The organism is Microcystis protocystis FBCC-A270 (assembly GCF_050500235.1).
In the GTDB taxonomy this organism is placed as follows: Bacteria; Cyanobacteriota; Cyanobacteriia; order Cyanobacteriales; family Microcystaceae; genus Microcystis; species Microcystis ichthyoblabe_A.
This window is the reverse complement of record NZ_CP191407.1, coordinates 2,082,311-2,100,869: the sequence shown is the minus strand read 5'-3', so window position 1 is coordinate 2,100,869 and position 18,559 is coordinate 2,082,311. Positions and strand designations below refer to the sequence as shown.

The following is an 18,559-nucleotide window of genomic DNA, read 5'->3' as shown; positions in this document are numbered from 1 at the left end:
CTTCGAGCGCCTCCGCAGCTAAGGGACTTGCGCTTTGATAATATGCCATCTGGCCGGTCTGATTCTTCTACAGAGCGATTTTCTGGCTGGGATATTATTCCCACGCAAGTCCCTTAGTGCTTTATGGTCAGTATCTCCAGTCAACTGTTAATCGATCATTTTTCCCCGATTATCGTCTTGTCAGAGAGTGACCGAGTGAGTTATAGTCGTCTATAAGACTCGATTAAAGCATTTCTTAAAAGAATCGTGGTTTTTGGAAAATCGAAAAGTGCGCTATTTTCCCTTCCACAGAAACCTGTTGCCGAGGGGAGTAACTCAAAAACTCCTTTTTTCCTAGATTCTGATAGACAGAACCGGCGGAAACGGATAAAAAATGCTGTTATCGAGCAAGACTCAGGGATTAATTGAAAATCTCGTCTCCTGGCTGTGCTTGTCCAATTGTGGGTCAAGCCAGCACTTGCCAAACAGACTTAACAACTGAAACCAAGACTCAGTTCCCACGTCTGGGGGGCAGATGAATATCAAGATGAGGCTTTAACGATGCGGACTCATCTTCTTAGAACTTTCTTAACAAGACCAGATTTCCGGAAGTAGCCTCAAAGCATAGACAAATAGCCCATGGTCCGTCGCTTTTGAAACCGAAAGATTGAGGAAATTGAATGCCAAAACAAATAATCATAGCCGAACAACACCATATAGCGGCTGTTTTTTGGGAAGATCAAATTCAGGAATTAGTTGTAGCCACAGGTAATCAACAGGTGGCCGACATCTATCTAGGATTAGTAGAAAACGTCATCCCCGGGATAGATGCAGCCTTCGTCAATATTGGCGATGCGGAACGCAATGGCTTTATCCATGTCACCGACCTGGGTCCCCTAAGACTGAAAAAAACCGCCGGTGCTATCACGGAATTACTGGCCCCCCAGCAAAAAGTGCTGGTACAGGTAATGAAAGAACCCACTGGCAATAAAGGACCGCGACTAACGGGAAATGTCACTCTCCCCGGTCGTTATCTGGTATTGATGCCCAATGGTCGCGGGGTGAATCTTTCCCGTCGCATCCGCAGTGAAGACGAGCGCTCCCGTTTACGAGCTTTAGGGATTTTGGTCAAACCGGCAGGGATGGGGTTGCTGGTACGCACCGAGGCCGAAGGTAAAGCGGAAGAGGCGATTATCGAGGATTTGGAATTTCTGCAAAAACAGTGGGAGAGCATCCAACAGATGGCCGTCAGCAGCCGCGCCCCGGCCCTGCTGAACCGCGATGATGACTTTATTCAAAGGGTTTTGCGGGATATGTACAGTGCCGATGTCAATCGCATTGTTGTGGATAACCCGATGGCGGTAAAACGAGTTAAACAGCAATTGACGAACTGGGGCGGCGGCAAAGCTCTCGAAGGGGTTTATATCGACTCCCATCGGGAAACCCAGCCAATTCTCGACTATTTCCGGGTTAACGCCGCCATTCGCGAGGCCCTGAAACCCCGGGTTGATTTACCCTCCGGCGGCTACATTATCATCGAACCGACGGAAGCTTTAACGGTAATTGATGTTAACTCCGGTTCCTTTACCCGTTCGGCCACGGCCCGGGAAACCGTACTCTGGACTAATAGCGAGGCTGCCACAGAAATCGCTCGACAACTGCGCTTGAGAAATATCGGCGGTGTGGTGGTGGTGGACTTCATCGATATGGATTCCCGTCGCGACCAGTTGAAACTGCTGGAATTGTTTAATAAAGCCCTGAAAAGCGATAAAGCCCGGCCCCAGATTGCCCAATTATCGGAATTGGGGTTAGTGGAATTAACTCGTAAGCGTCAGGGGAAAAACATTTATGAATTATTCGGCAAAACCTGTGACCATTGCGGCGGACTGGGCCATTTAGCCCATCTACCCGGAGAAGGCAACGCCATCGCCCTAGAAACCCCCACCCTTAGCCGCGCGGAAAAAGAAACCCTTGTCATCGCCACGACTAATACAAAAGTTCTACCCGATAAGAGCGCTCCTAGCGTTGCGGCGGCCGAACCCTATCTAGAAGTTTTCTCCGAATTTGAGGCCGAAGAAAACGCCCAAGATATAGATCTTTCCTTCCATCCCAACTACCAAGAACAGGTTAATAATTCTCGCCGTCGCCGTCGTCGTCGTCCCTCGGAACTGTTACTCAAAGAGGAACGGGGCGAAAAAGCCTCTACTAACGGTGTTAACAACGAAATCGAGCCGGAATCAGAACCCCAACGCCTTGAGGAAAAACGAGAACGCCCCGCCCGTCTCTCGAAACGAGGAGAAGATGCCAGTGCTGGCAAAAATATCCCCGTCACCGAACGGGAGCGGGTTTCCGTGGAAATGACCCCCGTAGAACAGGAAGTTTATTCTTTAATGGGCATTTCTCCCCTGATTCTCGTGGATAAGGAGTTTAAAGACCCGAAATCGGTGATTGTTTCCGTGAAACTGCCAGGGGAAAGGGAAGCGGAAAACCCAGAAACGGCTGCCACTCCTGAAATATCCTTGACTCCTACCCTAGAAGCCGAGGACACAGCCGCCACCTCCCCCATAGAGGCGACGGAAACTGGCGAGGAAGCCGAAAATCGTTCCTTGGTGCGCCGTCGTCGTCGTTCCACCACTAGCGAAGTTAGTCAGGAAATCAACCAAGAAGCTAGTCCGCCAGCGAGTTTTACGCCCGAACCGATTGCGCCCGAAACTCCAGTTTTTCTCGGCGAAGTCATTCCTTTAGAAACCCCGGTGAGCGCCGAGGTGACGGAGGAGCCACAAGTAGAGGCTGAAACTGCGGTGCTGCGTCGTCGTCGTCGTCGTTCCTCCGCCACTGTCGATGAGTCATGAGCGCAGAACCCTTAATTGCTGGTGTCGATGAAGTGGGGCGCGGGGCTTTATTTGGCCCCGTGGTGGCGGCGGTAGTGGTCACTGTCCCCTCTGGTTTTCCGCAGCTGTGGGAGTTGGGGGTGAAGGATAGTAAGCAACTTAGCCCCCAAAAACGGCAAAAATTGAGCCAGCAAATACAACGGGATTTTGTTTGTCGCATCGGTTATGCTACGGTGAAAGAGATCGATCGCTTGAATATTCTTCATGCCTCTCTACTGGCAATGAGCAGAGCTATCGGGAAATTACCCCTTTCCCCCAGTCTCTGTTTGATCGATGGCAAGCACATTATTAAAGATTTGTCAATCCCCCAAAAGGCGGTAATTCAGGGAGACCAACAATCGCCGGTAATTGCGGCGGCTAGTATCGTGGCCAAAGTCTGGCGCGATGACTTAATTGCTCGTTGGCACGGACGCTATCCCGATTATGGCCTCCCTCGTCACAAGGGTTATGGCACTGCTCAACACCTAGAAGCGATTGGCAACCATGGACTTACTTCTCAGCACCGGCTCTCTTTTAGTCCCTGTCAACAAATCCGCGTCAGTCCCCACCCAAGGACGGAGTGGGGTGGGGATGGCGATTGAGGGGTTTACTCACTGAGAACTGATGCCAGGGCCTGACGGGCAATTTTTGTGACGTAGAGGGTGACGGCAACGGTAGCGATAAAACCAATAAGGCGAATAGTCCATAATAAAACTGGGTTAGTGGCTGGTGCCGAGGTCCCGATAGTGGCAAGACTGCCCGCTAAAGAGCCAATATAGACATACATTATCGTCCCCGGAATCATGCCCGCGCAACCTATTAGATAATCTTTCAGAGAAACCCCGGTGACACCATAGGCATAATTGAGCAGAGTAAAGGGAAATATGGGAGATAAACGGGTTAAAAGCACTATTTTTAGGCCTTCTTTTCCCACAGCTTCATCGATAGCTTGAAATTTATTATTACCTTGAATTTTTTCCGCCACCCACCCCCTAGCCAGATAACGTCCCACCAAAAAAGCGGCAGTAGCGCCGATAGTTGCCCCGATAAAGACGTAAAAAGAGCCTAAAACCACGCCAAAAACTACACCAGCCCCTAAAGTCAGGATTGAACCGGGAAAAAAGGCCACAGTAGCTAGAATATAGATAATTATAAACGCGATCGCTCCCACAGCCCCCAAACTATCCACCCAAGTCAAGGCATTGAAAAGAATAGTTTGAGGATTAAAACCAGTGGAGGCACTGGATTCAACAGCAAAAGCGGGGGGAGTAGTCAGGAGAAAAACAAGGCTAAATGTAGTTAATAACAGCAAATGCCTGATAATCACAGTTTTTTCCGAGGGCAAAAACTTGGAAATAATCATAAAAAGTCCCTATAAGGAATGAAAAAAAAGAGATTGAACTACAGAAGCGAATTAAATAGAACTGGGGCTATTCTACCCCGATTATCATTGTTTAGACCAGAAAGCCAATCCTAAAAATTCCCAGAAAATCCCAGTCTTTCTGAGAAGATAAGACAAGCAACAGCCGGGTAATTTTTGCCGTTTACTTGATATTACACCTTGCCGTCTCTGGGGAAAAAATGTCACAATTAGAAATAATTAGCATTGGATATAGCAATCAATCTATGAAAATCCTCCCCGAAGTCAAAGTCCCCACCTTCCTGCAAATGGCACAATGGATCATTAATCCCGTAGCTTTTATGGAAAATGCCGCCCGCAAGCATGGCGATATTTTTAGCGCAAAAGTGGGTTTAACTGTAGATAATTTTATCTTTGTCAGTAGTCCTTCAGCCCTACAACAAATTTTAACTAATGACCGTAAAAAATTTTCGGCACCGGGGGAAACCAATCGGATTATTGCCCCGATTATTGGTGATTATTCCGTCATCATGTTAGACGGAGACATCCACAAAAAACGCCGTCAGCTTTTATTGCCACCTTTTCACGGGGAAAGAATGCGTTTCTACGGCGATTTAATCCGCGATATTACCCTAAGAGTAATGGCAGAATTGCCCGAAAATCAACCTTTTAAGGCCCGTTCAGCGACCACAGCGATTGCTTTACAAGTAATTATGGAGGCAGTTTTTGGAATTAGTCAAGGGGAACGTTATCAAACCCTGAAAAAAATTCTGGCTGAAATGCTCGATATTTTTAACTCTCCGGTGATGGTTTCTTTGTTATTTTTCCCAATTTTGCAGGCTGATTTGGGTGCTTGGAGTCCCTGGGGAAAATACCAGCGTTCCCAAGCAAAAATTGATGATATTATCTATACAGAAATTGCCGAAAGAAAAGCTAATCCTAACCCCAATCGTAGCGATATTTTATCACTACTGATGTCGGCCCGGGATGAAGAAGGCAACCCGATGAGCGATAAGGAATTGCGCGATGAATTAATGACCTTATTATTCGCAGGTCATGAAACCACCGCCACCGCTATATCTTGGGTGCTCTACTGGACTCATCGCTATCCAGAAATTAAAGCAAAAATTCTCCAAGAAATAGCCACTTTAGGAGATAATCCTAACCCCATTGATATAACTCGATTACCCTATCTTTCGGCGGTTTGTTCGGAAACTTTACGCATTCATCCCGTGGCAATGTTAACTTTTCCGCGAGTAGTGCAAGAACCGGTAGAACTAGATGGTTATCCTTTAGAAAAAGGGACAATTCTTATGGGTTGTATTTATCTAGCTCACCACCGTGAGCAAACTTTCCCCGATTCCCATACTTTTAAACCAGAACGCTTTTTAGAAAAACAATTCACCCCCTACGAATATATGCCTTTTGGTGGTGGAGCGCGTCGTTGTATTGGGGAAGTTTTAGCTATCTACGAGATGAAAATCGCTATCGCCACAATTTTGGCCAATTATCAGTTAACTCTAGTTAATAATACCCCTGAAAAACCCAGTCGCCGCGGTGTCACCCTTGCTCCCTCGCGAGGAGTTCCCATGGTCTTAAAAGGACGACGGGAACCTCTGGTGACTGCCCCCATGCTCGCCGAAATTTCTTAAAAAAACTGACAAAATATTGTACAATCAGAGTTGTGGTATCCCATATCATAACTCTGCTTTTTTGTCAATAAAATTGGGGATAATTATGGTCTTAATTCGTTTAGCTAAATCCTGGCAAATTTCCGAAAATGAAGTTACTTCCGAAAGTGTTTATTTTAACCGTCGTCGCTTTTTACAGGGGTTAATCGGGGCAGGAATTGCGGGAAGTTCCCTATTATTAACTTCTTGTGGTAAATCCTCCTCCTCGGAAGCTTTAGAAAAAAGTTTGCAATTACCTAAAATTGAAGGGTTCAGCAAAAATCCGCAGTTTTTAACGGTAAATCGTCCCGTAGTTGCCGAAACTGTAGCGGGGAAATATAACAATTTTTATGAGTTCGGAGGGGGGAAAAATATCTGGTTAAAAGCGCAGAAACTACCGACGAATCCCTGGATGGTAGAAGTGGGAGGATTGGTAAAAAATCCCCAGACCTACGATATAGATACTATTAAAAAAACCTTTCCTCTCGAAGAAAGAATCTATCGTTTTCGTTGTGTGGAAGCTTGGTCAATGGTCTTACCTTGGCTTGGTTTTCCCATGGCTGCTTTAATTGCGGCAGTGGAACCAAAACCCGAAGCAAAATTCGTCCGTTTTACCTCCTTTTATGATCCAGAAATTACCCAGGGGCCAGGATTACATTTAGGTCCCTTACCCTGGCCCTATACAGAAGGTTTAAGAATTGAAGAAATGGACAACGAATTAGCTTTCTTTGCTGTGGGAATTTTCGGACATGATTTACCAAAACAACACGGCGCACCTTTGCGAATGGTTATCCCTTGGAAATACGGTTTTAAAGGAGCAAAATCGATAGTAAAAATTGAATTTACCGCCAAACAACCCGCCACCTACTGGAACACAATTGACGCTCACGAATACGATTTTGAGGCTAATGTTAACCCCAGTAAACCCCATCCCCGTTGGTCGCAAGCAACGGAGAAATTTATCGGCAGTAGAAGTGATTTATCTTGGGAAATTATCGAAACCCTGCCCTATAATGGCTACGGTGAATATGTGGCTAGTTTGTATAGTTAATTTTGATGATTATCCTCGTTTTATTCAGTTTAACTAAGTATATATGGACAATAAAACTCTGTACGAACAAGACTTTTATCTCTGGATTAGAACTACTATTAATCAACTGCAAGCGAGACAGTTTGAGCGGGTAGATTTAGAGAATTTACTGGAGGAATTAGCAAGTATGGGGAGGAGTGAAAAACGCAAAATTGAAAATCCTTTGATTCAATTGCTGGTACATTTGCTGAAACTAACCTACTGGACAGGAGAAAAATCTAGAAATGAGGGTCACTGGAAGGGAGAAATTCTCAACTTTCGCCGACAAATAATCGAAGAAATTAAAGATAGCCCTAGTTTGAAACCCTATATTCTGGAAATCTTTGAGGAATGCTATCAATTTGCTAGAAAAGAGGCTCAAGTTAGAACTCAATTACCTCTTGATACTTTCCCCCCTATTCCCATTGGTTCCCTTGAACAAATTCTCGATGAAGATTGGTTTCCTACTAATGACCACGAGTAATATATAGAGGTAAATTATGGATAATAAAACCCAGTACGAAGAAGACTTTTATCTCTGGATTAGAACTACTATTAATCAACTGCAAGCCAGACAGTTTGAGCGGGTAGATTTAGAGAATTTACTGGAGGAATTAGCAAGTATGGGAAGGAGTGAAAAGCGCACAATTAAAAGTCTGTTAACCCGATTATTAGAACATTTACTTAAGCTCAAATATTGGGCGGCAGAAAGAGAGAGAAACGAAGGTCACTGGAAGGGAGAGATTAGAACTTTTCGTCTCGATATATTAGATGAACTTAAAGATAGTCCTAGTCTGAAACCATATATTCTCGAAATTTTTGATGAATGTTATCTTTCAGCCCGAAAAAATGCCAGTGACCGCTCTCAATTACCCCTCGATACTTTCCCCGCTATTCCCATTGGTTCCCTTGAACAAATTCTCGATGAAGATTGGTTTCCTGCGGGCGATAATCTGGAAATATAGCCATCAGTTAGACTGCTCCATACTGCTCTAACAAAAAACAACTATCCCCCGATAGCGATCGCTAAAGGTCGAATAATTGTAAGTTTTTGTCAAGGGGTGCGGTCAGATCGAAGAATCATCGCTAGAATGAGCCTAATTGTCAGTGCGATGCCGAAGGCACTGCATAGCAGATCGCCGATCTTGTAGGGTGCGTTCCCTAATATGGCTCCCACTGCTCCAGCGATCGATTTTGGGGAACGCACCATGCCCATTGATTGAAGCTGTGGTCTAAATTTGATCGCCGATCGTGTAGTACGGGGCCTGGTGATGCTCACACAAATGATACTGAATTGCCAGATATTGGAGTTCACTACTGGCTAGATGCAGGAACGAGGCTGAAATACATTTTGAAAGTCTGGGTTGAGGATTAAAGAGCTTGCGAATTAGTAGTCAGGGTGGGCGTTTGCTCACCTTACTTTTTCATGCGGTAATATGGAATGAGATGGTGAAAGACTGAGACTATAGCTATGACGCTCGCATCAAATAAACAAACCGCTATCATTCGTACAGAGCGAGGACTGACAATCGCAGGAACCCGCATCACCCTCTATGATGTAATGGATTATGTGACTGCTCAATATCCACCTAAGTTCATTCAGGGATTATTTGATCTGACGGAAGAGCAAATTAACACTGCCCTGGCTTATATTGAGGCTCATCGTGCGGATGTGGAAGCTGAGTACCAGCAAGTTCTCAAAGAAGCTGAAGAACTCCGACTATACTATGAAGAGCAAAATCGTGAGCGAGTTGCCCGTATTGCTGCTAAGCCGCCAAAACCTGGCACAGAAGCCATTCGAGCAAAACTTCAAGCGGAAAAAGCCAAGTTGGCATCACGGGCAGGAATTTTCTAGTTGATCATAACTTACGAGGGCATTCTCTTGTCCTCGCCGGAGTCCTTGCTGCGAGTGGTTGGCTTGACTTGATCTCGATTCGTTTTATTCTGTTTGAAGAAGTTGGGTTAGCTGTCACGAGCGATGATCGTGTTGTTTGGCGGTATGCCCAAGCCAATCAGATGATCCTGATCACCGCTAACCGAAGTATGAAAGGCAAAGATTCCCTGGAGCAAGTGATGCGGGAGGAAAATACCCCCACATCATTACCCGTCGTGACAATCGGTAATATTGAGCGACTACTTGCCGAGCCAGATTATCGAGATCGTTGCGTTAACCGTTTGGTTGATATTGTAGTTGATATTGAAGATTATCAAGGCGCAAGACGCATTTTTATTCCGTGACGCGGCGAATGCTAGGGCCGTTGAAGTCTATCTGTAGGGACACGGCATAACGGGGTCTTTATACTGAATCGGTTTTTAATAGCATGATTAACTCCCAATCCCACTTTAAAAACCCGCTCCCTTCTCCCCACTGCTGTAACAAAAAACAACTATCTCCCGATAGCGATCGCTAAAGGTCGAATAATTGTAAATTTTTGTCAAGGGGTGCGGTCAGACAGAGGAATCATCGCTAGAATGAGCCTAATTGTCAGGAATTTAGTTAAACAAGGTTTTTGGCAATATGCTAATCTGGCTAACAGGCTTTTGGGCGTTATATAGGGAAAACTTCTGGCGATTGCGCCTAAATGGAGTGATATACGGAAAGTTTCCACATATTGTTACTTTCAAGAGTGTTATACGGAAAGTTGACCTATAATATGTAGTTATGCTTCCCAGCGTATATGAGTAATGTCCATATGAATATGAAGCCTGACATCAAAATTACAAATCTGGTTCCAGATACAAATTTCAAGCTTTTAATTTCAGGATTAATGGCGATAATACTATGGTCGGGAACAGCTACTGTAATAGGTTTTCACTTAGGTGTAGTCATTCAACTAAGCAACAAGATTTCTGGGGTTCAGCCTGGAACTCAGAGTAGCAAAGAGGAGGTTGATAATATACAGAAAGGTATTACATCTGTTGATAGTACCGCGAAAAGTCTTTACTCATTCTTGACTCCATTTGCTGCTGCTGTGACAGGCTTCTTTTTTAATGAAGTAACATCTGCTAAACGTGAAGAAAAGAAGTCAGACACATCCAAAGATGAAGACAAGAATACTTCAGGAGGTAGCGGCTAGACTACAAAATTGATTTTGATGCTCAGAAGTTCTATTAAAAACCTAAAAGTATTGCAGAGGCAAAAATGATTGACTTTAATGATATAAAAAGTGCGGCATTGAAGATGCTTGATGAGGATGGTGACGGTGACTTTGACTTTAATGATGCCCGCCTAAAGTTTATTAAAAAGTTTGATAAAGATGGGGATAAGGATGTTGATAAAGATGATCTTCTAATTTTGCAACTTCATCATCAACTGATGCAAGCTGGCAAAGACATTGACGTTCCTGGGCTGAAAAAATTATTAGGAACATATGGAGATGAATTTCTTGTCTTCTTGAGAAATCTCTTCTAGAAAAGTTCCAAGTTTACCAGTCCGAGTGCATTACATCGGATGAGTAAAAGATAGTGTAGTTAGAGTAATCCAACTACACTACCAATGAGTTTTATCGTTGTAGTAGCTTTAGTCTTTGGGAGTTATGAATGGAAATATTTAAAATGTTTAAAAAAGTTAAACTCATATTCGCACTCATCATCAGTGTTGCTGTGATAATGTTTATTCTGTTTGGTTCATTCTCCATTGCAACTAAAATTGGTGGCATTTTCATTTATGCTGTTTGTTTCCTAGTTTTAAACACGATGTTATCTCAGTTATAAGTTATCAATTGAGAGGGTGATCATTGGGGGACGTTAACAAAGTTTTACCTCAATATTATTGAGTGTAAGCAAACTCAGTAATCAGCATAACACTGCGTTGGAGCCGACTCCCTAGAGGTTATTGGTGAGAAACATGAGATGTCTGGGCGGCTCAACTAGACCGTTAGCCCGCTAGACCTTGGTTGAGACAGCAGCCACAAGTTCACCTTTTGGCGTTTGTCCGGAAATTACTTACATATGGATGAAATCTTTTACAGGGTGCTTATCTTTAGACGAAGAAATTACAGCCCTACAAGCTCACTCTCATGAAAACTCGCCGTAATCCTCTATTCTCTCTCAGTGCATTTCTACTAAGTTTGCTCCTAGTCATCAATCCACTAGGAATAGGTAAATTATCTGTAAATCAGGTTCAGGCTCAATCAGCACCCCGTCCATACGTTGTACTGGTAAAATGTCAACGGTCTAAATTTTCGGGCAAACACAAAACTCTATTTTTGGATTACGGAAGTTGATGAACCACGAACAAATTGAGCGAGTTTTAGACTTGTTTAGCCAACGTGAGTATGAACTCAAAGTAGAACAAAGAGCTTTTGAGATTTGGCTTGGGGTATTGGAGCCTTTTGGAGCTTTTTCTAGAGGGTGTGGGATCGTGTTACCGCTCATAGCAGGATTTACACTTCTCGGTCAATCTAAGTTTTGGGGTGTCACTTGGGAGCTAGTTAGCGGCAGCTTATCTCTAGTAGCTGCAATTCTTACAGGAATCCATACAGGTTTTAAGTGTGATGATCATCAAGCCGAATGCCGCCGATTAATAAAAGCATTACAAAGCTTAGTAGAAGGCTATCAAGCAGCTAAGACAGCAGATGAAAGTGAGCTAAAAAACAGGTTCAGTGAACTTGAGATTCGCCTTAAGGAATTGCGTGACAGCAGCAAGGTTCGACCAGCTAGGTGGTGTATTCGGCGTGCAAAACGAGAATTAAAAGTTGCCCATCACCCAGGCTAACAATTCGGCTGGAGCGGACTGCCGAAAGCTGCCATTGTGATTATCGAGGTTACTAGCAGTGTGATCGCCGATCTTGTAGTGCGATCGCCAATCTTGTAGGGTGCGTTCCCTAATCTGACTCCCACTGCTCCAGCGATCGATTTTGGGGAACGCACCATGCCCATTGATTGAAGCTGTGGGTTTAAGTGTGGTGTGGGCTAATCTGGCTAACAGGCTTTTGGACGTGATATAAAGATAGTATGGGTGATGGTTTATCTGATGACAAAGAATGGATATGTGGGGGATGTCTTTCAGGCATTGCTTACGGCGTTGTCAGATCAGAATATGAAGAATGAATTGCGACACAACGAGAGCCTTACTGTTAAAGCGTTTTCAAGTCTGCTCTGATGCGCCATCATCTTCAAACTTGACAACGCCTGGCAAGCATTCAAGCCTGGATGTCTGTCATGGATTTAGAAATTTGGTATCAAGGGGGAAGTTCTGGTTTTTTCCTATTTTGTCAAGACCTCGGTAGTTAGGGTATTTTCCGAAAAATAGGGCAGTTTTCAGGCTACCCTAACCAGAAAATTAATCGCCAAAATGGGAGATAATCGCGTCGGCAAATTCGGAACATTTCAGGGGAGGATTAACGGGGGGTTCCATCAGACGCGCTAAATCGTAGGTAACTTGTCGATTAGCGATCGCTGCTGCGATGCCTTTTTTAATCAAATCGGCCGCTTCTTGCCATCCCATGTATTCCAACATCATCACCCCGGAAAGAATCACCGAACCGGGGTTAATTCGGTCTAAACCGGCGTGTTTAGGGGCTGTGCCGTGGGTTGCCTCAAAAATAGCGCAAGTATCGCCAATATTCGCCCCGGGTCCCATCCCTAAACCACCGACAATCGCCGCTGCCGCATCGGAGAGATAATCGCCATTCAGGTTCATAGTAGCGAGGATCGAGTATTCATCGGGACGGGTTTGGATCTGTTGGAAGATACTATCGGCAATGCGATCGTTAACCATAATTTTATCTTTCCATTGCCCATTGCCGTGGGTTTCCCAGATAGCATCGAGAACACTGGTCACTTCTTGGCAGATTTTGGCTTTTTTCTCGTCGGTGAGGGCATCATAACCCGGTTCTACCATGCGGGCGTTATCTTCGATGCTCAGATCAGGGTTTTTCTCCTTATTACTCAGGATCCATGATTCCATCTCGGTAACGCACACATCCCGGAATTCACTCTTAGCTAATTCATAACCCCAATCCCGGAACGCCCCTTCCGTATATTTCATAATGTTACCCTTGTGGACGAGAGTAACTTGATTTTTCGGTTTCGGTAAAGTCAGCGCTCGTTCGATCGCCCGGCGGACTAATCTTTGGGAACCCGTCTTACTAATCGGTTTGATCCCGATACCCGCATCGAGGGGAATTTGTTTTTTACCGTGTTCGGGAGTGGCGGGAATTAGTTCCGTGTTGAGATAATTAATCAGTTTATCGGCGATTTCCGTGCCTTGTTTCCATTCGATACCGAGATAGATATCCTCGGTATTTTCCCGATAGACAATGACATCGAGTTTTTCCGGGGTTTTATGGGGGGAAGGGGTTCCCGCATAGTAACGACAGGGACGAACACAGGCATAGAGGTCAAAAATTTGCCGCAAAGCCACATTCAGGGAACGAATGCCGCCACCGATGGGAGTGGTCAAGGGACCTTTGATGGCTATACCATATTCTTTAATCGCTGTCAATGTATCTTGGGGTAGATATTGATAAGTCCCGTAGATTTCGCAAGCTTCATCACCAGCATAAACTTTAAACCAATGGATTTTCCTTTGACCACCGTAGGCTGTGGCGATCGCTGCATCGATAACTTTTGCGGTTGCGGGCCAGATATCGACCCCCGTACCGTCACCGCGAATGAAGGGAATGATGGGATCGTCGGGAACTAGAGGTTTTCCGTCAGAAAAAGTAATTTTCGAGCCTGTTGTCGGTGGGGTAATTTTTTCGTAGCTGACAGTCATGGGCTTCCAGAAACAGTATTTATCTATACGTTGGCAGTCTAGCGCCGTCAATATCTATACTCAGGCATTTTGGCTAATTTCTTAAAGATTCCCTTGCTGGCATCAACTTCGTACCTCACCATTAAGATAACTGCCATAGTTAAGACTTTTTTAAGCTGCCCACGTATTTAAATTGCTTGTTGAGATGAGGCAAGAGACTTCGCAGGAATTTGATGACACTTTACCTAAAATTGGGCTTTTCTAGGTTCTGTGTGAGCATGGTATAATGGTGACACAGAACAGGAGGTGGGTTATGTGGATAAATTTTGATCAACTCCTCGATTTACCGAATGTAACAGGGGTCAATTATCAAAAAAATGCTCAGACAATTTTCTTAAAGCTCGCTCTTTTAAATGAAACAATTGAATGTCCGAATTGCCATCAAATATATATACTACAAGAGCCGAAAACCCTTATCCATTAATGGATACAACCATTAACTTTTCTTAATGTACCCGTGGAATTGTAGTCATGTATATAAGACGAGTCTCAACTTAGTTGGGGTTTAACAACCTTTCTAGATTTTGTTCACAGTTCTCTTTATGGGAGAGAATATTTAATTTTTCAGAAAGATGTAAGGCGCGTTGCCAGTGATTAATAGCTGATTTAAGATCATGGGTTTTTTCTTCAAATTCTGCCAAAACAATTAAAGTCTCTAGTTCTATATATCTTTCTCCAATATCGAGGGCAATATCTAAAGCTTGGTTAAGATATTGATAGGCTAGATCATCCTTTCGAGTGATACTATAAATTTCTCCTAATCCAGCACAAGCATGGGCAACACTTGCTACATCTGAAATAGCTAAAGCTCTTTTCTTTTGTTGTTTAAAGTATTTTTCAGACTCCTGAAAATTTGCTTGTTGCCAATAAATTGCGGCTAAATTTCCCAAAGAAAAAATAATTCCTGCTTCATCGGTTATTTGCTCAGATAAATCAAGACTTCTTTGAGTATAATCGATAGCTGTATTCAAATCATTGATTCGCCGGTATGCTTCTCCTAAATTTCGTAAAGCCGTTGCTTGATAAATAAGATTTTTAATTTTTTCTGCCCATTTTAAGTATTTTTCTAAACAAGCAATAGTCTGGTCAACTTTTCCCTGATAACCATAACAATTACCCAGATTTAAATAAGCAACATTAATAATCTCAAATTTTTCGTCACAATCGGGAATAATCTCGGCTAGATTTAAACCTTCATTCAGTACTATTTCAGCATTTAAATATTCACCTTGTATTCCCTCAATTGTTGCTATATTTACTTTTCCTCTTGCTTTCCAAAGAGGATTATTTAATTGCTCGGCTAAGGATAAGAGTTTCTCTGCATAATTTTTTGCTTGGTCAAATTCTCCTAATTCTCGATACATATAACCAAGTTCACTTAAACAGAGAAAATCGGTTTCATTGTCAAGATTTCCTAATAATTCTTTACACAGTTTTATGCCATCTTCATAGCGTCCCCAGATGCGTAATTGTTTGTGCAAAGGGAAAGAAGTTGGATCATGAATTTCTAAGGGTAAAGAAAATAAAGATTTAGCTTCTTTATACCAACCTAATCGACATAGACAGAGAAATGCTTCCACATAACGACTTGCCCGTTCTTGAATAGAGAGATGCTGTCCCATTTTATCCTTAATATGGCGTTCATAACCAATTAAATGCCAGATAAATGCGCCAAAATGTGCTTTTTCAAAATGACTCCCTGTCGCCCCTAAAATTTCCCCTTTTTGTTTAACTTGAGCGAGTTCTCCAAAAACAGTAAAATCGATACTTGTGAGACGTTCTTTGACTCTTAATTGAGGAGATTGAAAATCATTCATGATTTGGTTTTCCTTCTTTTCTTTGGGTAGATACTAGACGCTTGAAAGCAACATTGCGAATTAAACTGTGCTGTTTGATATGTGGTTCATATCCCAGTTGTTTTTGAGTTTCTACTAAATAACGGTTAAACAAGGTAAAAAGAGCTAAGTCTAAATCCTGTTCCTCGTATTCTGAAAATAATTGAAGATTTTGAAACCACGCATTTTTAAATTCAAAAGATGAATAAGTAGAACCATAGATAAGCAATAAATAAGCAGTTTTAAAAGTGTTTTCAAGTCGCTCTATTGTTCTTTCGACTTCCTCCTCTAGCAGTTGTTTTCGTAATTGTTTGGTCATTAAGTTAACTTTGTAATAATCATCAGGATTGGCTTTTTGAGCTTCATCAATCATTTCTCTTAATCGTCGAAATCGGGATTTATTCTCCTCATAATAAGTGCCGATATCTCCATTCAGTCTATCAATAATATCACCAGAAATTAAGCGGATAGCGAGAGGATGTCCCTCATAAAGTTTTCCGATCTCTTTAAGGTAAGCAAGGTTACGTCCATGAAGAATTAATTCGACTTCTGCTTGTTGAAATAAACGTTCAAATAACTGTAAACTTTCCTGATCCTCTAATCCCATTAATGGCTGAATATGCCAATATTGATCTTGACTAAAAGTTTCAAAATCTTCAGGCTTATCCTGCGAAGTTATCACAATTCGAGTCTGACAATTTTCGGCTTCTAATATCTTTTGAAAAAAGACTCGCCAGAGGGGGTCTTTAAAGCGATTACTGCCATCTTGTTGTTCTCCTTGTAAAAGATTTTCCATTGAATCAAACCAAATTAATCGACGATTATTGCTCAGATGATTAACCAGTTGAGTTAATAATTGTTCTGGGTTTTTTGCTTGTTTTGCCGTAACAGGTTCATCGCCACGATTGAGTAAATCAATAGCTGTGCTGATAAAGTTTTGTGCTTCTGATTGCGACTGTTGATCCTCCCGTTGATTAAACCCATCAAAATCAATAGGCAGTTCAGGAGGAAACCCTTCTTGACACAAAGCTAAGGCCAATTTGTAGGCGAGGGCAGTTTTCCCAATACCTGTTATTCCCGTAATTACGACAATGCGACAATCGCCTCTTAGTTTTTCCAGTAAATCACTTTGAAGAGACTCTCGCCCCACCCAAATAGGCTCGATATCTTGAGTCAGTTTTTGCAAAAGATTATCTAGATCTGCGACTTTTGAAGGGTCGATGTTCAAAGCTCGACAAAAGGAAACAAAACCTCCTAATCGAATGTTTTCCCTCCTTAAAAATCGATCTAAAGTCTCTGGGGTGCAATTCAAAGCGTAACGTCGGAGATTGAACAATTCCTCCCAATTGGTATCAGGTTCAGCAAATTGACTAGCTTCCTTACATAAATGCTCTCTAGTCCAGCCTTCTTTTTGTTTTTGCGCCCATCGGGTTTTGACTTGCTCAAGTCCCGCTACGGAGAGTTTTAACTTCATTGCTCTCTATTCAATCTACATAAGTTTATTTCTCTATTGTTGATCAATTATCCCCAGAAATTCTCATTTTTTGAAAAACTTTCTCTCAATGTGACTAAGTACATATCAGCTATTTGCTCAATTATAGGTATAGGAAGCCATTCAAGCTTTCTAATTCTTTCTAATTCCAGCTTCTTTTGCTTTTTGCGCCCAAAAATCATCGTTTTGCTTGCTTCTCTGTAGAAATCTAAGGATTTCTATCGCTTTACTCCCAATGAAGAGAGCCTCATTGCTCGTTGTCCTCTTCCTAAGGGTAGCAAAATGGCTATTTCTCAAATAATCAACCAAACCAATGGTAAACAGTTTATCTCATTATCATCTACATCGGTGCGGCTACTGTCGTCGGATGGAGTTGATGTCAATCACTTATTTAGCGGTCAAATACCAGAGCGTCACTATGAGCAACTTTCTTGTTGGCTTGATTTAAAACCAAACGAGGAAAAGGATTCAACGGCACAAACATTTGAAACGCTAAAGACCACAAATTACACCCAAAAAGATCCGCTATTCACTTTAAGGACTGTCCGAAGAATGTTACAGGATAACGGTCTTCTCTTTGTCTATGATATATCCCAAACCCCTGATATTGAGCAATATGTGAAGATTCTGTTTTCTTGTGCTGGGTTTATTGTATTAAATAACATTGGCAACTGCTGGATTCTTAGCAAAAGAGCCTCACTTTCTTTTGATGTGCCAAAGGTCAAAGGTTATCTGGTCAAGGAAGCGGAAACACCGGCAGAAATTGAATCCTATTTCTTATTTCTCAAGAATCGCTATCCTGAGTCACAAAATTATCGCAAAGAAATCGACGATTTATTTACTCACCAATCGGTTATTTTTCTAGCCTATCCTGAACAGAATCCCTCTCAGGTAATCGGTGTTGCACGCTATACCTATTCTCTGCCTGAATATGGCTACTATTTGCCTTGTCAACTGGCAACATTTTGTGAAGGAAAACACACAGGAAAGCATTTGATGTTACCCAAAAATGTAACAAGCATCGGAGAAAGTCTCTCTCTGTATGATGAAAAGGGAACTGGCAAAAAAGGAACAAGTTATCTTGTTTATCAGCAATTGATTCGAGCTATCTTGACTTACAAACATGATATTGCTCACACTGAAATTTCCTACACGACTTATCCAAAAGGGGACGAAACAATTGAAGCACTGTATAAAGAACGTTTTGGGTTTAAGCACACTCTACACGATAATGAAAAAGTTTGCTTAAAATATGGAACATTTGCCGGTCAATGGTATCTCATTGAACTGGAGCAGTGGATGATTAAACATCAGTACCACAACGCTGACCAGATTTTTCATAAACACAAGGAAGCGTTTGCGGTGTGAAGTCTAGCTCAATAGGTTGCCGATAAATACTAGATTTTGGGAACTTAAGGTAAATTACCCTGAAAATTGGCTATATCCTTAAGTGTCCCGAAGTCAATCTCAGCTTTAGATGTCATATTCCTTACTCTATAAGGGTTTGAGGCTATTTTAAAATTG

Annotated in this window: 16 protein-coding genes and 1 pseudogene; 13 read left to right on the top strand and 4 right to left on the bottom strand. The window is 42.6% G+C overall.

Going from position 1 to position 18,559, the window contains the following annotated elements; genetic code table 11:
• Positions 1-659 precede the first annotated feature (659 nt).
• A complete protein-coding gene (locus ACQY1X_RS10270) occupies positions 660-2,831 on the top strand; it encodes an Rne/Rng family ribonuclease (protein ID WP_430014506.1) in 2,172 nt (723 codons plus the stop codon).
• Positions 2,828-3,451 carry a ribonuclease HII gene (locus tag ACQY1X_RS10265; protein ID WP_016516176.1) on the top strand — a complete coding sequence of 208 codons (624 nt, stop codon included), beginning with the start codon at positions 2,828-2,830 and terminating at the stop codon, positions 3,449-3,451. The genes ACQY1X_RS10270 and ACQY1X_RS10265 overlap by 4 nt, the downstream gene beginning before the upstream one ends.
• Before the next feature lie 5 nt (positions 3,452-3,456).
• Here the strand turns inward: ACQY1X_RS10265 and ACQY1X_RS10260 are convergent, their stop codons facing one another.
• Entirely contained in the window at positions 3,457-4,212 is a 756-nt protein-coding gene (locus ACQY1X_RS10260; RefSeq protein ID WP_016516175.1) for a TVP38/TMEM64 family protein, read from the bottom strand.
• A gap of 263 nt (positions 4,213-4,475) precedes the next feature.
• On the opposite strand from ACQY1X_RS10260, the gene ACQY1X_RS10255 reads away from it, so the two are divergent.
• The 9 genes from ACQY1X_RS10255 (at position 4,476) to ACQY1X_RS10215 (ending at position 11,665) form a co-directional block, all read left to right on the top strand.
• Entirely contained in the window at positions 4,476-5,861 is a 1,386-nt protein-coding gene (locus ACQY1X_RS10255) for a cytochrome P450 (protein ID WP_036396943.1), read from the top strand.
• Between the two features lie 85 nt (positions 5,862-5,946).
• The gene (gene msrP, locus ACQY1X_RS10250; RefSeq protein ID WP_430014503.1) at positions 5,947-6,930 is read left to right on the top strand and encodes a protein-methionine-sulfoxide reductase catalytic subunit MsrP; all 984 of its coding nucleotides are present in this window, start codon (positions 5,947-5,949) and stop codon (positions 6,928-6,930) included.
• Positions 6,931-6,973: 43 nt separating this feature from the next.
• The gene (locus ACQY1X_RS10245) at positions 6,974-7,432 is read left to right on the top strand and encodes a DUF29 domain-containing protein (protein ID WP_287730241.1); all 459 of its coding nucleotides are present in this window, start codon (positions 6,974-6,976) and stop codon (positions 7,430-7,432) included.
• A gap of 16 nt (positions 7,433-7,448) precedes the next feature.
• The gene (locus ACQY1X_RS10240) at positions 7,449-7,913 is read left to right on the top strand and encodes a DUF29 domain-containing protein (protein ID WP_430014502.1); all 465 of its coding nucleotides are present in this window, start codon (positions 7,449-7,451) and stop codon (positions 7,911-7,913) included.
• Positions 7,914-8,419: 506 nt separating this feature from the next.
• Positions 8,420-8,803 (top strand): DUF433 domain-containing protein, encoded by a 384-nt coding sequence (locus ACQY1X_RS10235; RefSeq protein WP_004158430.1) that lies wholly within the window; start codon positions 8,420-8,422, stop codon positions 8,801-8,803.
• Entirely contained in the window at positions 8,782-9,186 is a 405-nt protein-coding gene (locus ACQY1X_RS10230; protein WP_043998521.1) for a hypothetical protein, read from the top strand. The genes ACQY1X_RS10235 and ACQY1X_RS10230 overlap by 22 nt, the downstream gene beginning before the upstream one ends.
• Positions 9,187-9,641: 455 nt before the next feature.
• Positions 9,642-10,025: a hypothetical protein gene (locus ACQY1X_RS10225; RefSeq protein ID WP_043998520.1), complete on the top strand. Its 384-nt coding sequence runs from the start codon at positions 9,642-9,644 to the stop codon at positions 10,023-10,025.
• A 65-nt stretch (positions 10,026-10,090) separates the two neighbouring features.
• A complete protein-coding gene (locus tag ACQY1X_RS10220; RefSeq protein ID WP_004158427.1) occupies positions 10,091-10,360 on the top strand; it encodes a hypothetical protein in 270 nt (89 codons plus the stop codon).
• Positions 10,361-11,173: 813 nt separating this feature from the next.
• Positions 11,174-11,665 (top strand): hypothetical protein, encoded by a 492-nt coding sequence (locus ACQY1X_RS10215; protein ID WP_004158426.1) that lies wholly within the window; start codon positions 11,174-11,176, stop codon positions 11,663-11,665.
• Positions 11,666-12,232: 567 nt separating this feature from the next.
• Here ACQY1X_RS10215 and ACQY1X_RS10210 read toward each other — a convergent pair.
• Positions 12,233-13,669: an NADP-dependent isocitrate dehydrogenase gene (locus ACQY1X_RS10210; RefSeq protein ID WP_004158424.1), complete on the bottom strand. Its 1,437-nt coding sequence runs from the start codon at positions 13,667-13,669 to the stop codon at positions 12,233-12,235.
• 292 nt (positions 13,670-13,961) lie between these two features.
• On the opposite strand from ACQY1X_RS10210, the pseudogene ACQY1X_RS10205 reads away from it, so the two are divergent.
• Positions 13,962-14,093 (top strand): annotated as a pseudogene (locus ACQY1X_RS10205) (ISL3 family transposase); the annotation flags it as partial.
• Between the two features lie 109 nt (positions 14,094-14,202).
• Here ACQY1X_RS10205 and ACQY1X_RS10200 read toward each other — a convergent pair.
• Both ACQY1X_RS10200 and ACQY1X_RS10195 read right to left on the bottom strand, forming a co-directional pair.
• Complete coding sequence (locus ACQY1X_RS10200; protein ID WP_430014501.1) at positions 14,203-15,525, bottom strand: tetratricopeptide repeat protein; 1,323 nt, start codon at positions 15,523-15,525, stop codon at positions 14,203-14,205.
• Positions 15,518-17,017, bottom strand: coding sequence for an NACHT domain-containing protein (locus tag ACQY1X_RS10195; protein ID WP_430014500.1), 1,500 nt, complete (start codon positions 17,015-17,017; stop codon positions 15,518-15,520). The genes ACQY1X_RS10200 and ACQY1X_RS10195 overlap by 8 nt, the downstream gene beginning before the upstream one ends.
• A 300-nt stretch (positions 17,018-17,317) precedes the next feature.
• Here ACQY1X_RS10195 and ACQY1X_RS10190 point away from each other — a divergent pair, with 300 nt between their 5' ends.
• Positions 17,318-18,403, top strand: a complete 1,086-nt coding sequence (locus ACQY1X_RS10190) for a hypothetical protein (protein WP_430014499.1) — start codon at positions 17,318-17,320, stop codon at positions 18,401-18,403.
• The last annotated feature ends 156 nt before the right edge of the window (positions 18,404-18,559 follow it).

Bases quoted from the DNA above. Each gene is read 5' to 3' on its own strand.
- ACQY1X_RS10220 (WP_004158427.1), top strand. From the start codon at position 10,091: ATGATTGACTTTAATGATATAAAAAGTGCGGCATTGAAGATGCTTGAT.
- ACQY1X_RS10200 (WP_430014501.1), bottom strand. From the start codon at position 15,525: ATGAATGATTTTCAATCTCCTCAATTAAGAGTCAAAGAACGTCTCACA.
- ACQY1X_RS10210 (WP_004158424.1), bottom strand. From the start codon at position 13,669: ATGACTGTCAGCTACGAAAAAATTACCCCACCGACAACAGGCTCGAAA.
- ACQY1X_RS10190 (WP_430014499.1), top strand. From the start codon at position 17,318: ATGGCTATTTCTCAAATAATCAACCAAACCAATGGTAAACAGTTTATC.
- ACQY1X_RS10260 (WP_016516175.1), bottom strand. From the start codon at position 4,212: ATGATTATTTCCAAGTTTTTGCCCTCGGAAAAAACTGTGATTATCAGG.
- ACQY1X_RS10265 (WP_016516176.1), top strand. From the start codon at position 2,828: ATGAGCGCAGAACCCTTAATTGCTGGTGTCGATGAAGTGGGGCGCGGG.
- ACQY1X_RS10255 (WP_036396943.1), top strand. From the start codon at position 4,476: ATGAAAATCCTCCCCGAAGTCAAAGTCCCCACCTTCCTGCAAATGGCA.
- ACQY1X_RS10195 (WP_430014500.1), bottom strand. From the start codon at position 17,017: ATGAAGTTAAAACTCTCCGTAGCGGGACTTGAGCAAGTCAAAACCCGA.
- ACQY1X_RS10240 (WP_430014502.1), top strand. From the start codon at position 7,449: ATGGATAATAAAACCCAGTACGAAGAAGACTTTTATCTCTGGATTAGA.
- ACQY1X_RS10245 (WP_287730241.1), top strand. From the start codon at position 6,974: ATGGACAATAAAACTCTGTACGAACAAGACTTTTATCTCTGGATTAGA.
- msrP (WP_430014503.1), top strand. From the start codon at position 5,947: ATGGTCTTAATTCGTTTAGCTAAATCCTGGCAAATTTCCGAAAATGAA.
- ACQY1X_RS10235 (WP_004158430.1), top strand. From the start codon at position 8,420: ATGACGCTCGCATCAAATAAACAAACCGCTATCATTCGTACAGAGCGA.
- ACQY1X_RS10215 (WP_004158426.1), top strand. From the start codon at position 11,174: ATGAACCACGAACAAATTGAGCGAGTTTTAGACTTGTTTAGCCAACGT.
- ACQY1X_RS10270 (WP_430014506.1), top strand. From the start codon at position 660: ATGCCAAAACAAATAATCATAGCCGAACAACACCATATAGCGGCTGTT.
- ACQY1X_RS10225 (WP_043998520.1), top strand. From the start codon at position 9,642: ATGAATATGAAGCCTGACATCAAAATTACAAATCTGGTTCCAGATACA.